Genomic DNA, 13,244 nt, shown 5'->3' with positions numbered 1-13,244 from the left:
GCAACTGTTCGGGCGGATCAAGGGAGATTCCGGCGTGGGCGCCAAGCTACATGGCGATCGTCGAGATCCAGGCTCGTACGGCGGCCCACGCCGGCTCTCGACACCTACGCTGACAGATTTTCATCAGATAAGGCTCGGTCGGCGCATCCATGCGCCTCACGGTCCTGCCTGCCGCCTTGCTCCGGCTCCGGACAGTTTCCTGCGCGCGCGGAACGAGAGCGAAATTCAAAGTCAAAAAAAAAGGCAAAGTCAAAAGCTGTTGCCAACCAAGGTTGGCATCTACCAGGAGCGGGGGATCGGCACTGAAACGCACCGCGCTCGCGGGAACGTGTCCAGAGGCGGAGGCCCCTGCCCAGCCGCACCCTCCGCCTCCCAACGTATCAGGAAGGCGCTGCTTTGGCTTTGGCTTTGGCTTTGACTTTGGCTTTGAGCTTCGAAAAGCGGGCTGGCGGGCCGCAGGCCCGCCAGCGACACCCTCACCCGGCGACGATGTACTGCTGCAGCTGATCCAGCTCCCTGCGCTGCGCATCGATCACCGACTTCACCAGGTCGCCAATGGAAATCACCCCCAGCACCTGCACGCCCTCCACCACCGGCAGGTGGCGGATGCGGTAGTCGGTCACCAGCTGCAGGCAATGCTCCACCTGTTCGCCCGGCGACACCGTCACCACCTGCGTCGTCATGATCTCGGCCACCGCCGTATCGCGCGAAGAACGATCACGCAACACGATCTTGCGCGCGTAATCGCGCTCCGAAAGGATCCCGACCAACCGCGGCCCGTCCATCACCAGGACCGCGCCAATGCCCTTTTCCGCCATCAACCGGATCGCATCGATCACCGCCGCATCCGGCGCGACCGCATGTACTTCAGGAGACTTGCCGTCCAACAGTTGCCGTACCGTGGTCATCTGCCTGCCCTCCGAGGGTGGGTTGCAGGGCCGAGTCTGCCACGGCGGATGCTAGCCACGCGTCAACCAGGTACAACGGCCGCTGCTTGGACTCTTCGTACAGGCGCCCCAGGTACTCACCGATCAGGCCCAGCGCGATCAACTGCACCCCGCCCAGGAACAGGATCACCGCCATCATCGTCGGCCAGCCCGCCACCCGGTCGCCGTACAGCGCGGCCTTGACGATCACCCACATGCCGAACACGAAGGCCACCGCCGCGGTTGCCAGCCCCAGGTAGGTCGCCGCGCGCAGGGGCACGGTCGAGAACCCGGTAATGCCTTCCAGGGCGAAGTTCCACAGCCGCCACAGGCTGAACTTGCTGGTGCCGGCCACGCGTGCGTGGCGGTGATAGGGCACCGCCACGCGCTTGAAACCCACCCAGCTGAAAAGCCCCTTCATGAAACGATGGCGCTCACGCATCTCGCGCAGCGCACTCAGCGCGCGTGGTGACAGCAGGCGGAAATCCCCGGTGTCGGCCGGGATCGGCGTACGCGAAAGGCGCCCCATCACGCGGTAGAAGATCGCCGCCGTGGCACGCTTGATCCAGGCCTCGCCATCGCGCGCCAGGCGCGTGCCATAGACGTTGTCATGGCCCTCGCGCCAGCGCGCGACGAACTGCGGCACAAGCTCCGGCGGGTCCTGGCCATCGGCATCCAGGATCATCGCCGCCCCTTCGCGCACCAGGTCCAGGCCAGCGGTCAGTGCGGCTTCCTTGCCGAAATTGCGCGACAGCTTCAGCGCGGAGACCCGCGCGTCGGATTGGGCCAGGCGGGCGATCACCTCCCAGGTCCCGTCATGGCTGCCGTCGTCCACGTACAGAATGTGGCCGTCGATGTCGGGCAGCGCGTCGAGCACCGCGCACAACCGCGGATGCAGCAACGGCAGTGCCAGGGCCTCGTTGTAGGCGGCGATGACGAAAGTGAGCCGTTCGCGGGTCATGCCCGGATTGTACGTTGCCGCCGGCCGTAGATCAGGCGGCGCGCGCTCACTCTTCCGAAAGGTACGCGGCCCCGCCCAGCTGCCGTGCCTGGCGCTGGATCCAGGCGGCGCGCCGTTGCACGTACGGCCTTGGCTTTGCGGCGTTGTAGCGCCGCGGTGCCGGCAGCACCGCCGCCAACCGCGCGCTATCGGCCGGGCTCAACCTGGCCGCGTCCTTGCCCCAGAACTTCTGCGCCGCCGCCTGAGCTCCGTACACGCCATCACCGAACTCGGCGATGTTGGCGTACATCTCCAGGATGCGCTCCTTTGGCCACAGCGCTTCGATCAGCACGGTGTACCAGACCTCCAGCCCCTTGCGGATCCAGCTGCGGCCCTGCCAGAGGAACAGGTTCTTGGCCACCTGCTGGCTGATCGTGCTGGCGCCACGCAGTCGCCCGCCCTTGGCATTGTGGTCGCGGGCCTTCTCGATGGCCTGCAGGTCGAAGCCGTTGTGGTCGGGGAAACGCTGGTCCTCGGCGGCCACCAGCGAAATCGGCAGGCTCGGCGCCATCTGGTCAAGGTCGCGCCACTGGTAATGCAGGCGATAGGACCAATCGGCCTCGCCCAGCGCCTCGCCATAGCGCCACAGCATCACCATGGACACCGGCGGGTCGATGAACCGCAGCACCAGGACCTGCAGGCAGCTGAAAGCAGCCAGCAGCACCGGCAGCCACAGCAGCCGTTTCCAGCGCCAGCGCCTGCGGCGTGGGCCTTCTACGACAGCTTCCACCTTGTGCTGCTCTCCCCCTGCCCCCATTACTGGTGCATCCTTCTTCTATCTGGTTGTCGGCGCATTATCCGGCAACTGCCCCCGTTTACGCGCGATGTGAGCCGATGACCGCCAACTCCGATTCCCTGATCCGCTTCCTGCTCCCCGACGCCGGCGTCCGCGGCGTCCACGTGCGCCTGCAGGCCACCTGGCAGGAGATCCTGTCCCACGCCGAGTACCCGGATACCGCCGCCGAACTGCTCGGCGAGGCCTGCGTGGCCTCGGCGCTGTTCACCGGCCATACCAAGATCGATGGACGCCTGTCGATCCAGCTGCGCAGCAGCACTGCCCTGCGCACCCTGTTCGCCGAATGCACCGCCGCCGGCACCCTGCGCGGCATCGCCCAGCTCAGCGAAGGCGGCGACGCGCCGCGCGACCTGTCCAGCCTGGGCGATGACGCGATCCTCGCCATCACCATCGAGAACCCCGGCCTGGATCCGCGTGAACCCCAGCGCTACCAGAGCCTGGTCGGACTGACCGCACCGGAGCTGGACGAGGCCTTCGAGGACTACTTCCGCCAGTCCGAGCAGCTGCCGACCCGCCTGCTGCTGGCGGCCGACCGCAATGGTGCCGCCGGCCTGCTGCTGCAGAAGCTGCCGGGCGACGAGGGCGACGAGGACGGCTGGGCACGCGCCAGCGCCCTGTTCGAAACCCTGGGCAAGGCCGAATTGCTGGCCACCCCGGCCGAGCAGCTGCTGCACCGCCTGTTCCACGAGGAGAAGCCGGCGCTGATGGGCGAAAAGCCGCTGTCCTTTGCCTGCTCCTGTTCCCGCGAGCGGGTGGCGGCGATGCTGCAGTCGCTGGGTGAGGAAGAGGCCCGTGCAGCGGCTGCAGACACCGGCGCCGTCGAGGTCCGTTGCGAATTCTGCGGGCGTGAGTATCACTTTCCATTGACGGAGTTCGGCATACTGTTCCACGGCGCCCAGGGGGCTGTACCGGCGCCTGAACGGCTTCAATGAACGGCAGTCTTGTACCTGGGGAGGATCAAGGCTTGTTAAGAATTCATAAACACCCTAGGATCAAGTTCCCGTCCCCACGGGAACTTCCGTTGTCCGTCCCTGTCTGAACTGGTCCGATGCGTACCTTCCTGCGTCTACCGCTGGCCATGATGATCGCCCTTGGCGCGATCACGGGCGTGCATGCGCAGAGCAAGGACACCCGCACCGTGCTGCCGGTATGGAACAAGGGCAGCGGCAAGGTCGAGGCCCTGCTGTACCTGGAGCCGACCGGTGAGCAGGCGGCCGGGGCGCGCTGGCATTTCGGCCGCAACTCGCTGGATGCGGCCTTTGGCCTGTCCTCCGGCGATTCACTGGGCCTGCTCTGCAGCAGCAGCGGGACCAGCATGAGCGGCCTGGCCAGCCACTGCATGCTGGCCAGCCTCGGCGACGAGGACGACCTCAACAGCCGGCGTTTCACCGGCACCGCCGCATTGAACCGTGGCAGCAGCCGCCTCGGCATCACCGCCGGCACCGGCCGTGAAACCCTGCCGGCATGGCTGGCAGGCCCGAACAAGACCCCTTCGCTGCGCGCCGAGCAGAATGACCTGACCGTGTTCGCGCAGAAGAACATCGGCCGCGAAGGCTTCGTGTCCATCGCCGGCACCTACGCCAAGGCCCGCCTGGTGCCGCTGGCCGACGCCTCGCCGGCCATTGCCGACCGCTGGGACAGCAAGAGCCTGAGCATCGGCGCCGGCTACGGCAATTTCACCGGCAGCATCATCGGCCGCGTCATCGACGTGCCCGGCAAGCCCGGCAAGTGGGAAGGCCTGGGTATCGGCCTGACCTGGCGCACGCCATGGTCCGGCCAGCTCACCGTGGGCGCCGAGAACGTGATCAGCCGCGGCAAGAATCCGTTCTCGCCACGCAACGAAAGCAACGACGACGGCACCGTGCCGTACGTGCGCTACGAGCAGGACCTGTAAGCTCCCTGCCGCCTCACCGCGACGTTTCCGCGCGCGCTCCCTTCGCCCATCCCCGTAATGACACCTCGCCGCCACCACGCGGCGATGCGCAAGCGCCTGTGCGCGGCCTGGTCCAGCGCGGCTGCGTAGGGGTGCCTGCGCCATCAAGCCTGGCTGCCCCATGAAAAAAGCCACGCCCCTTTCGGGGCGTGGCCATGTCACACGTACATATTACGCCGCGATCAGAAGCGCTGGGTGTACTTCATGTACAGGAAGCGACCGATGTCGAAGCCACCGTAGTAGGAGACGTTCGCGCTCGGCTGGCTGTACATGGTCGGGCCCACGCGGCCGAACACGTTGTTGGCACCCACGGCCACGGTCGCATTCCACGGTGCGTTCCAGCGCAGCTGGACGTCGTTGAATACGGTCGCGCCACGCTGGTTGGTCGCGCTGCCCACCGCCACGCCCTGGTTGTTCGGCGAAGCGTAGTTCGGCAGGTTGCACTCTTCCGGGAACGTCACGGCGCTCAGGCACGATTCCTTCATGCCGGAGAAGTAACGGACGGTCCAGCTGGCGCCGAAGTCACCCATTTCCCAACCCAGGTTCAGGTTCGAACGCACGCGGAAGGCGCCGCCCGCCCAGCCCACGCCGGTGCGGGGATTCGGGTGGGTGACCGGGTTCTTGGTGGTGACCAGGTCATCACGCGAGGTGTAGGTGCTGGTCCACTGCGCGCTGAAGTTGCCGAAACGATCGGTCGGCAGGCGGTAGCTGACATCCAGGTCGAAGCCTTCCACCTCGCGGTAACCGGCGTTGATGCCGGTGCGCTTGAGGTTGTTGACGATGCCGGTCACCGGGTCACGCGTGAACGCCGAGCAGCGTGCCGCGATGTCGTTGATGTAGCAGTCGTTGAGGATCAGGTTGGCCGTGTCCGAGATGATGGTGTTCTCGACGCGGATTTCCCACCAGTCCAGCGACATGTTGAAGTTCTGGATGAAACCCGGGCTCCAGACGAAGCCCAGGGTCTTGGACGTCGAGGTTTCCGGGGTCAGCTGGTCGTTGGAGCCGGAGACGAAGGCCAGCGGGGTCTGCGACGATGCAGCGGTGGTCGGGGTGAAGCCCTGCTGCTGCTGGCGGAAGTTGGCTGCATTTACGCCGGCCGGCAGTGCGGCGGCGCAACGGGCACGCACCGCAGGATTGGTGCGCGCCGCACCGTAGACCGAATCGCACGGATCGGTGAAGAAGTCGAACGACTGCGAACCGCCGCTGTACAGGTCGGCGATGGTCGGGGCACGGAAGCCTTCCGCCCAGGTACCGCGGATGAGCAGCGAGTCGATCGGCTTCCACTTGAAGCCGAACTTGCTGTTCAGCGTGGTGCCGAAGGTGTCGTAGTCCGAATGGCGGGTGGCCGCGTTGAGGCTCAGCTCGCGGGCGCCCGGCAGGTCGGCCAGGATCGGCACGTTGAACTCGGCATAGACTTCGTCAACCTTGTAGCCACCACCGGTGGGGAAGTTGGCCAGGCCGGAGGTGTTGCCCGACTGCACCAGCGCGTCCGGGCTGAAGCTGCCGGTTTCCTTGCGGTGCTCGACACCCACGGCGAAGCCCAGGTCGCCGGCAGGCAGGGTGAACAGGCTGCCGGCCAGGTTGGCGGTGATGACCTTGGTGGTGGTCTCGGCGGTGGAGTGCGCGGACGGGAACAGCAGGTTCTGCAGGGCGGTGTTGCCGGTCAATGCGCCGTTGGCACCGTTGCTCTGGATGCCGGCGTGCAGGAACGGGTTGTACGGCACGCACTGGTTCAGCCCGATCGGGTTGGCCACGGTACCGCACTGCGCCACGCCGCTGCTGTTGATGAAGGACGGACCCACCGCCGCACGCAGCGCGGTCAGGTTGAGGTCGCCGGTGCTGGTCTGGACCAGCTTGTTGTTGTTGTACAGGTAGCCGACATCCCAGTCGAACAGGCGGTCGGAGAACTCGAAGCTGCCTTCCAGGCCGCCGCTGAAGCGGAAGGTGGTCAGCTCGGCGCGGGTGTTGCGCGGCACTTCCGAAGTACGACGCCACCAGTTGGCGATGTCAGCACCCAGCGGATTGAACACACTGCTGGCCGAAATCGGCGAACCGAAGGCCAGTGCGCCGTACGGGTAGCCGGCGATCTGGCGGTTCGAATCGCGGAAGCTGTACAGCATGTTGGTGCGCAGGCGCACGTTGTCGGTCAGGTCGTAGATGCCATCGACGAACACTGCACGGCGTTCCTGCGGGGTACGCAGGTCGGTCTGCAGGTTGGTGTTGGTCTTGTCCTTGGTGGAGAAGCTGTTGACGTTCTGCGCGACGTAGTCGGCCTTGTTGTTCGCGTTGCCACCCTCACGCAGGATCACGCGCACTTCGCGGTTCGGGTTGGATGCGCTGGCGGCCGGATAGGTGACGCCCGGCAGGCCATCGGCCGGACGGCTGACGAAACCGCCGAACTCACCCACGGTGGTCCAACCGAAGTCAGGGTGGTTGGAGCTGCGCGGGAACGCACCGTACGGACGATCGGCCGCCCGCACCTTGTCTTCCTTGGCGTACTCGGCACCGATGGTCAGCGAACCGCGCTCACCCTTCACGCCCATGGTGAAGTCCATGGTGCGGGTGGCACCGTCGCCTTCACTGTACTGGCCGTAGTAGACGCTGCCGGTGGCGCCTTCGAAGTTGGTACGGGTGATGATGTTGATGACGCCGGCGATGGCATCGGAACCGTAGATCGACGAAGCGCCGTCCTTCAGCACTTCGATGCGCTCGATGGCCGAGACCGGCACGGTCGAGATGTCCTGCAGGCCACCGGTTGTGATGCCCAGGCGCTTGCCGTTGAGCAGCACCAGGGTGCGGGTGGCGCCCAGGTCACGCAGGCTGATGTAGGTGCCGCCGACGGCTTCGCCCGAGGACAGCGGCTGGGCACGGCTGATCGGCGGCGTACCCACGGCGCTGATGTTCTGCAGGATGTCAGCGACCGACGAGAAGCCCTGCTTCTCGATGTCAGCGCGGTTGAGGGTCAGGACCGGCTGGGCGGTTTCGACGTCGACGGTACGGATGCGCGAACCGGTGACTTCGATGCGGTCCAGGTTGGTGGCGGTCTGGGCAGACGCCACCCCGGTACCGGCAACGGATGCGGCGCTGGCGGCCAGCGCAACGCACACTGCATCGCGCAGCTTGTTGCTGTTCAACTTCATGGGCTCTCTCTCCATGGATCTTGGGTTGTGTGCTGAGTCCAACCGACGTGCCCCAAAAGGGAGGCACAAAAAACGGCTGGTGACCCGATAGTAGCCACACTTGATCTGGAATTAAAGAGTCGTTAAGAAAATGCCCAAATCGCGTGAAACCAGCCTCACCACGACATACGTTGGCGCATTGAGGTCGCCTGCAAGGCGCATTCGGCACTTGCAGGGCGCCATTCTCCCATTCAGCTGGGAATGAGCGTCTCGATCAGATGCTCGACATAGGCCTCGAAATCCTCGCGGGCCTGCTTGGGTTGCTGCAGCTGCAGCGACAGCTGCAGGAAGCCGACGTAGGCGGCATAGGCCAGGCGCGCGCGATGCCGTGCATCGGTGGAGCTGAGCCCGGCCTGGCGGAACGAAGCAACCAAATAGTCGAGCCGGCGCTGCGAAACGCGGTCGATCACCGGGCGCACCATCGGGTGGTCCAGCGCCTTCAGCAGTTCGCTGTAGATGATGTGCGGCTGCACTTCGTGCGCGACCATCTGGAACAGCTGGCGCAGGCGCACGCGCGGATCCGGCACGTCCTCCAGGCTGCCGAACACCTGTTCCTGTTCGAACAGTTCCCAGCGTTCCAGCGCCGCCTGCAGCAGTGCATCACGCGAGGGGAAGTGCCAGTAGAAACTGCCCTTGGTCACACCCAGGCGCCGCGCCAACGGTTCCACCGCGACGGCCCCCACACCTTGTTCAGCAATCAGATCGAGAGCGGCCTGGGCCCAGTCTTCGGCACTCAGGCGGCTGTTGCGGCCGGCGCGCGGTTCGCCGGCGGAAGCGTCAGGTTGATTCATGGGCTGATTTAACCATACGCCGGGGTTCGTTGCAGTACGCGGTTGCGGCCGAAACCGTCGCGACGCCCGCCTGGGCACCTGCCGCAGCGCACCATACCGTGCAGTATTGACTTCCCTCACAAGCGATCCATACTAGCAAGTATGGTTACGTCCCCTACTCCCGCTGCGTTCCATGATCTTCGCCTGGAGGCCGCCCATGGCGCACGCCTGGCCGCAACCGCCAGCGACCACGGCCGCCGTGGCCGCGTGTTGTTCGCGCACGGCTTCGGCCAGACCCGGCACGCATGGAACGCCACCGCGCGGGCCCTGTCTGCGGCGGGGCTGCAGACGCTGGCCTACGACGCCCGTGGCCACGGCGATTCGGACTGGAATTCTGCCGAACTGCCCTATCACGGCGAGCAGTTCGCTGATGACCTGATCGTGCTGGCCGGGGAACAGCCACGCCCGCCGGTGCTGGTCGCAGCCTCGATGGGCGGCCTGTTCGGCCTGCTGGCCGAATCGCGCTGGCCGGGCCTGTTCTCGGCGATGGTGCTGGTGGACATCACCCCGCGTTGGGATACCGCCGGTGTTGAACGCATTCTGGCCTTCATGACCGCCCATCCCGACGGCTTTGCCTCGCTCACCCAGGCCGCCGATGTGATCTCGGCCTACATGCCGCACCGTCCGCGCAAATCCGAGCAGTCGCTGCGCGCACTGCTGCGCGAGGACGGCCACGGCCGCTGGCGTTGGCACTGGGACCCGCGCCTGGTGGCCGAACTGGCGCGCGACAGCGAGCAGCACCAGGATGCACTGGCCGAGGCCGCACGCCAGGTGAAGTGCCCGCTGCTGCTGGTCAGCGGCGGCCGAAGCGACCTGGTCACGCCACAGACCGTGGCCGAATTCCTGGCGTTGGCGCCGCACGCGCGTCATGTACAGCTGCCGCAGGCCACGCACATGGTCGCCGGCGATGACAACGACGCCTTTACCGCTACTGTGTTGGACTATCTGGACGTGTTGCCCGCAGCGGATGCTGCGGCTTCGTCCGCCACAAACGAGCACGTCACCGGAGCACGCTCATGAGCATCGTTCTTCCCTTCCTCGCCCTGCTGCTGGCAGGCGCGTTCGTCGCCTACCACCGCATGCGGCTGGTTACCTGGACGCTGATCAGCGTGGCCCTGCTGGTCGCCTGCTGGTTCATTCCCTACGTCAACCAGACCGCCACGATCGTGGCTGCCGCCGTATTGGCCGTCATCGCCGTGCCGCTGCTGCTGCCGTTCATCCGCAAGCCGCTGCTGACCGGCCCGATGATGAAGGTGTTCCGCAAGGTGCTGCCGCCGCTGTCGCAGACCGAGCGCATCGCGCTGGAAACCGGCTCGGTTGGCTTCGAGGGCGAACTGTTCACCGGTGATCCGGACTGGAACATCCTGCTCAATTACCCCAAGCCGCAGCTGACCGCCGAAGAACAGGCCTTCCTCGATGGCCCGGTCGAAGAGCTGTGCACGATGGTCAACGACTGGGAAATCACCCACGTCCACGCTGACCTGCCGCCGGAGCTGTGGGCCTTCATCAAGAAGAACAAGTTCTTCGGCATGATCATCCCGAAGGAATATGGCGGCCTGGGCTTCTCTGCGCTGGCCCACCACAAGGTGATCCAGAAGCTGGCCTCGGTGTCCTCGGTGGTCAGCTCCACCGTCGGTGTGCCCAACTCGCTGGGCCCGGGTGAACTGCTGGTGCATTACGGCACCCAGGAACAGAAGGACCAGTACCTGCCGCGCCTGGCCGATGGCCGCGAAGTGCCCTGCTTCGGCCTGACCGGTCCGTTCGCCGGCTCCGACGCCACCTCGATTCCGGACTACGGCATCGTCTGCAGGGGCGAGTGGAACGGCGAGCAGGTGCTCGGCGTCAAGCTGACCTTCGACAAGCGTTACATCACCCTGGCCCCGGTCGCTTCGCTGATCGGCCTGGCCTTCCGCATGTACGACCCGGATGGCCTGATCGGCGACACCCGCGACATCGGCATCACCCTGGGCCTGCTGCCGCGCGACACCGCCGGCGTTGAAATCGGCCGTCGCCACTTCCCGCTGAACTCGACGTTCCAGAACGGCCCGATCCGCGGCAAGGACGTGTTCATTCCGCTGACCCAGCTGATCGGTGGCGCGGCCATGGCCGGCAAGGGCTGGAACATGCTCAACGAGTGCCTGGCCGTGGGCCGTTCGATCACCCTGCCGTCCACCGCCAGCGGCGGTGCCAAGGCCGGTGCCGCCGTGACCGGCGCCTATGCACGCATCCGCAAGCAGTTCGGTCTGTCGGTCGGCCGCTTCGAAGGCGTGGAAGAAGCGCTGGCCCGCATCGGCGGCAAGGCGTACAAGATCAGCGCGCTGTCGCAGGCCACCGCTGCTGCAGTCGACCGTGGTGACGTGCCGTCGGTACCGTCGGCGATCGCCAAGTACCACTGCACCACCATGAGCCGCGAAGTGATCTCGGACATGATGGACGTGATCGGCGGCAAGGGCATCATCCTGGGGCCGCGCAACTTCGCCGGCCGCAGCTGGCAGGCCGCGCCGATCGCGATCACCGTGGAAGGCGCCAACATCATGACCCGCAGCCTGCTGATCTTCGGCCAGGGTGCGATCCTCTGCCACCCATGGGTACTGAAGGAAATGAAGGCCGCGCAGGATCCGGATACCCGTGCCGGCCTGCAGGACTTCGACCGCAGCCTGTTCGGCCACATCCGCTATGGCATCTCCAATGCCGTGCGTTCGTTCTGGTTCGGCCTGACCGGGGCACGCTTCGGTGCCGCCCCGGGTGACGCCTACACCCGCCGCTACTTCCGCAAGCTGGACCGTTACTCGGCCAACCTGGCGCTGATGGCCGACATCTCGATGATGACCCTCGGCGGCAAGCTGAAGTTCAAGGAATCGCTGTCCGGCCGCCTGGGCGACGTGCTGAGCCACGTCTACATGACCAGCGCCATGCTCAAGCGCTACCACGACGAGGGCGCACCGCAGGCCGACCAGCCGCTGCTGGCCTGGGCCTTCCATGACAGCGTGCACAAGATCGAGGAATCGCTGTCGGCGGCCCTGCGCAACTTCCCGATCCGTCCGATCGGCTGGCTGATGTGGGCGCTGATCTTCCCGCTGGGCCGTCGTGCCGAGGCCCCGGGCGACCGCCTGAGCCGCCGCGTCGCCGCCCTGCTGATGGCGCCGAACGAAGCCCGCGACCGCCTGGCCAGTGGCGTGTTCCTGACCCCGTGCGAGAACAACCCGGGTGGCCGCATCAACAGCTACCTGAGCAAGGCGATCATGGCCGAGCCGGTGGAACGCAAGTTCCTGAAGGCGCTGAAGAGCAAGGGCATCGAGGCGCTGGACTTCAAGAGCCAGCTGGACGAAGCCGTGGCCGAGGGCGTGATCACCCAGGACGAGCGCAGCCTGCTGGAAGAGCTGCGCACGCTGACCCTGGATACGATCACCGTGGACGACTTCGACACCCACGAACTGCGGGCGGCCAGCTACTACGACCGCCAGCACAAGGATCCGCATTCGCAGGCCGCCTGATCGCCCGCGATACGCGTTGCCTTCGACGGCGGGCCTCGGCCCGCCGTCGCTCTATCCGACGACCGGAACACCGACCATGTCCACGCCTCTGCTCTCGCTCTACCACCGGCTGCAACGCTGGCCTGCCGGCACCTGGCTGTTCTCGCGCGCGGTCTGCTTCAAGGCGCCCTACTTCGCCAGCATCGCGCCGCGCATCACCCGCCTGGAACACGGCCGCTGCGAAGGCACGCTGGCCGACCGCCGCAGGGTGCGCAACCACATCGGCACGGTGCACGCGATCGCGATGTGCAACCTGGCCGAACTGACCGCCGGGCTGATGGTCGACGCCTCGCTGCCGAAGGGCATGCGCTGGATTCCGAAGGGGATGCAGGTGCAGTACCTGGCCAAGGCACAGGGCACGCTGCAGGCGGTGGCATTGCCGGCCCAGCCGATCGTGGCCGCTGCCGAGGGCTATGCACTGCCGGTGACGGTGAGTGTGCGCGACCGCGCGGGGACGGAGGTGTTCAGCGCGGTCATCGACATGTGGATGTCGCCGGCGAAGTAAGTTCCCGCGAACGGCGCAGCCCCTCGTGGGTGGGTCGCGAAATGCGGTTTATCGGCTGGGCCGGAGGGGTGGGGCCGGGCGGGGACGCCGCAAGTACGTCCGTGTAGGCTTAGCCGCGCCATCCATGGCGCGGATACCCCGCCCGGCCCCACCCCTCCGACCTCTGACAGATCTCTGTGGCGTCCACCCACGGAAGAGAAAAAGAAGAGCAAGAGCAAAAGCAAAAGCGGCCCTTCGGCCGCTTTTTTCATGCGCGCAGAACCCACGAGCGCAGCGACCCGCTGTTGCTCTTGATCTTCTTTTTCTTCTCCGTGGGCTGGCCGCACACGGAACCTGTCCGGGGTCGGGCGGATGGGCTGGGCAGGGGTGTCCGCGGCATGGATGCCGCGGCCAAGCCCCCAGGGTGAAGTGACCCCCGAGACTTGGACGGGATCAGGCGGCCGATTGGGCCCGCTCCCGGTACTCTACCGGGCTCAGACCTTTCAGTTTCGGTTTGATGCGCTCCTGGTTGTAGTACTGGATGTATTCCACCAGCCCAGCCT

Annotated in this window: 11 protein-coding genes; 5 read left to right on the top strand and 6 right to left on the bottom strand. The window is 66.1% G+C overall.

The features are described 5' to 3' along the window. Nucleotides 1-476: 476 nt before the first annotated feature. From AC5P7E_RS20970 to mtgA, 3 genes are read right to left on the bottom strand one after another with little or no spacing between them, the layout of a single operon-like run. Nucleotides 477-908 carry a CBS domain-containing protein gene (locus AC5P7E_RS20970; protein ID WP_033834030.1) on the bottom strand — a complete coding sequence of 144 codons (432 nt, stop codon included), beginning with the start codon at nt 906-908 and terminating at the stop codon, nt 477-479. Beyond that, nucleotides 868-1,887 (bottom strand): glycosyltransferase family 2 protein, encoded by a 1,020-nt coding sequence (locus AC5P7E_RS20965; protein WP_005410685.1) that lies wholly within the window; start codon nt 1,885-1,887, stop codon nt 868-870. Before AC5P7E_RS20965 ends, AC5P7E_RS20970 begins: the two co-directional genes overlap by 41 nt. Before the next feature lie 46 nt (nt 1,888-1,933). Next, a complete protein-coding gene (mtgA, locus tag AC5P7E_RS20960) occupies nt 1,934-2,683 on the bottom strand; it encodes a monofunctional biosynthetic peptidoglycan transglycosylase (protein WP_114619194.1) in 750 nt (249 codons plus the stop codon). A gap of 77 nt (nt 2,684-2,760) precedes the next feature. On the opposite strand from mtgA, the gene hslO reads away from it, so the two are divergent. Both hslO and AC5P7E_RS20950 read left to right on the top strand, forming a co-directional pair. Beyond that, a complete protein-coding gene (hslO, locus tag AC5P7E_RS20955; protein WP_005414237.1) occupies nt 2,761-3,654 on the top strand; it encodes an Hsp33 family molecular chaperone HslO in 894 nt (297 codons plus the stop codon). A 149-nt stretch (nt 3,655-3,803) separates the two neighbouring features. Next, nucleotides 3,804-4,616: an XOO1806 family protein gene (locus tag AC5P7E_RS20950; RefSeq protein WP_024956328.1), complete on the top strand. Its 813-nt coding sequence runs from the start codon at nt 3,804-3,806 to the stop codon at nt 4,614-4,616. 221 nt (nt 4,617-4,837) lie between these two features. Here AC5P7E_RS20950 and AC5P7E_RS20945 read toward each other — a convergent pair whose 3' ends face one another. Continuing rightward, nucleotides 4,838-7,795, bottom strand: coding sequence for a TonB-dependent receptor domain-containing protein (locus AC5P7E_RS20945; RefSeq protein ID WP_005414239.1), 2,958 nt, complete (start codon nt 7,793-7,795; stop codon nt 4,838-4,840). Nucleotides 7,796-8,025: 230 nt separating this feature from the next. Beyond that, nucleotides 8,026-8,625 (bottom strand): TetR/AcrR family transcriptional regulator, encoded by a 600-nt coding sequence (locus tag AC5P7E_RS20940; RefSeq protein ID WP_005410690.1) that lies wholly within the window; start codon nt 8,623-8,625, stop codon nt 8,026-8,028. 141 nt (nt 8,626-8,766) lie between these two features. On the opposite strand from AC5P7E_RS20940, the gene AC5P7E_RS20935 reads away from it, so the two are divergent. The 3 genes from AC5P7E_RS20935 to AC5P7E_RS20925 all read left to right on the top strand — a co-directional run bounded on the left by AC5P7E_RS20935 (nt 8,767) and on the right by AC5P7E_RS20925 (nt 12,702). Next, complete coding sequence (locus AC5P7E_RS20935) at nt 8,767-9,684, top strand: alpha/beta fold hydrolase (RefSeq protein WP_005410691.1); 918 nt, start codon at nt 8,767-8,769, stop codon at nt 9,682-9,684. Next, nucleotides 9,681-12,158 (top strand): acyl-CoA dehydrogenase, encoded by a 2,478-nt coding sequence (locus AC5P7E_RS20930; RefSeq protein ID WP_033834035.1) that lies wholly within the window; start codon nt 9,681-9,683, stop codon nt 12,156-12,158. Before AC5P7E_RS20935 ends, AC5P7E_RS20930 begins: the two co-directional genes overlap by 4 nt. A 76-nt stretch (nt 12,159-12,234) precedes the next feature. After that, entirely contained in the window at nt 12,235-12,702 is a 468-nt protein-coding gene (locus AC5P7E_RS20925; RefSeq protein ID WP_043034501.1) for a hotdog fold domain-containing protein, read from the top strand. 432 nt (nt 12,703-13,134) lie between these two features. On the opposite strand, the gene AC5P7E_RS20920 is transcribed toward AC5P7E_RS20925, so the two are convergent. Next, nucleotides 13,135-13,244, bottom strand: a 110-nt coding sequence (locus AC5P7E_RS20920; RefSeq protein ID WP_495213704.1) for an IS3 family transposase, incomplete at its 5' end; no start/stop codon positions are given.

The sequence above is a fragment of the Stenotrophomonas sp. YJH_SMC_25 genome (assembly GCF_059369595.1).
This window is presented reverse-complemented; position numbering and strand designations above follow the sequence as displayed.

Excerpts from the sequence above, each read along its gene's own strand:
- AC5P7E_RS20970 (WP_033834030.1), bottom strand. The coding sequence starts at position 908 with ATGACCACGGTACGGCAACTGTTGGACGGCAAGTCTCCTGAAGTACAT.
- AC5P7E_RS20965 (WP_005410685.1), bottom strand. The coding sequence starts at position 1,887 with ATGACCCGCGAACGGCTCACTTTCGTCATCGCCGCCTACAACGAGGCC.
- mtgA (WP_114619194.1), bottom strand. The coding sequence starts at position 2,683 with ATGGGGGCAGGGGGAGAGCAGCACAAGGTGGAAGCTGTCGTAGAAGGC.
- hslO (WP_005414237.1), top strand. The coding sequence starts at position 2,761 with ATGACCGCCAACTCCGATTCCCTGATCCGCTTCCTGCTCCCCGACGCC.
- AC5P7E_RS20950 (WP_024956328.1), top strand. The coding sequence starts at position 3,804 with ATGATCGCCCTTGGCGCGATCACGGGCGTGCATGCGCAGAGCAAGGAC.
- AC5P7E_RS20945 (WP_005414239.1), bottom strand. The coding sequence starts at position 7,795 with ATGAAGTTGAACAGCAACAAGCTGCGCGATGCAGTGTGCGTTGCGCTG.
- AC5P7E_RS20940 (WP_005410690.1), bottom strand. The coding sequence starts at position 8,625 with ATGAATCAACCTGACGCTTCCGCCGGCGAACCGCGCGCCGGCCGCAAC.
- AC5P7E_RS20935 (WP_005410691.1), top strand. The coding sequence starts at position 8,767 with ATGGTTACGTCCCCTACTCCCGCTGCGTTCCATGATCTTCGCCTGGAG.
- AC5P7E_RS20930 (WP_033834035.1), top strand. The coding sequence starts at position 9,681 with ATGAGCATCGTTCTTCCCTTCCTCGCCCTGCTGCTGGCAGGCGCGTTC.
- AC5P7E_RS20925 (WP_043034501.1), top strand. The coding sequence starts at position 12,235 with ATGTCCACGCCTCTGCTCTCGCTCTACCACCGGCTGCAACGCTGGCCT.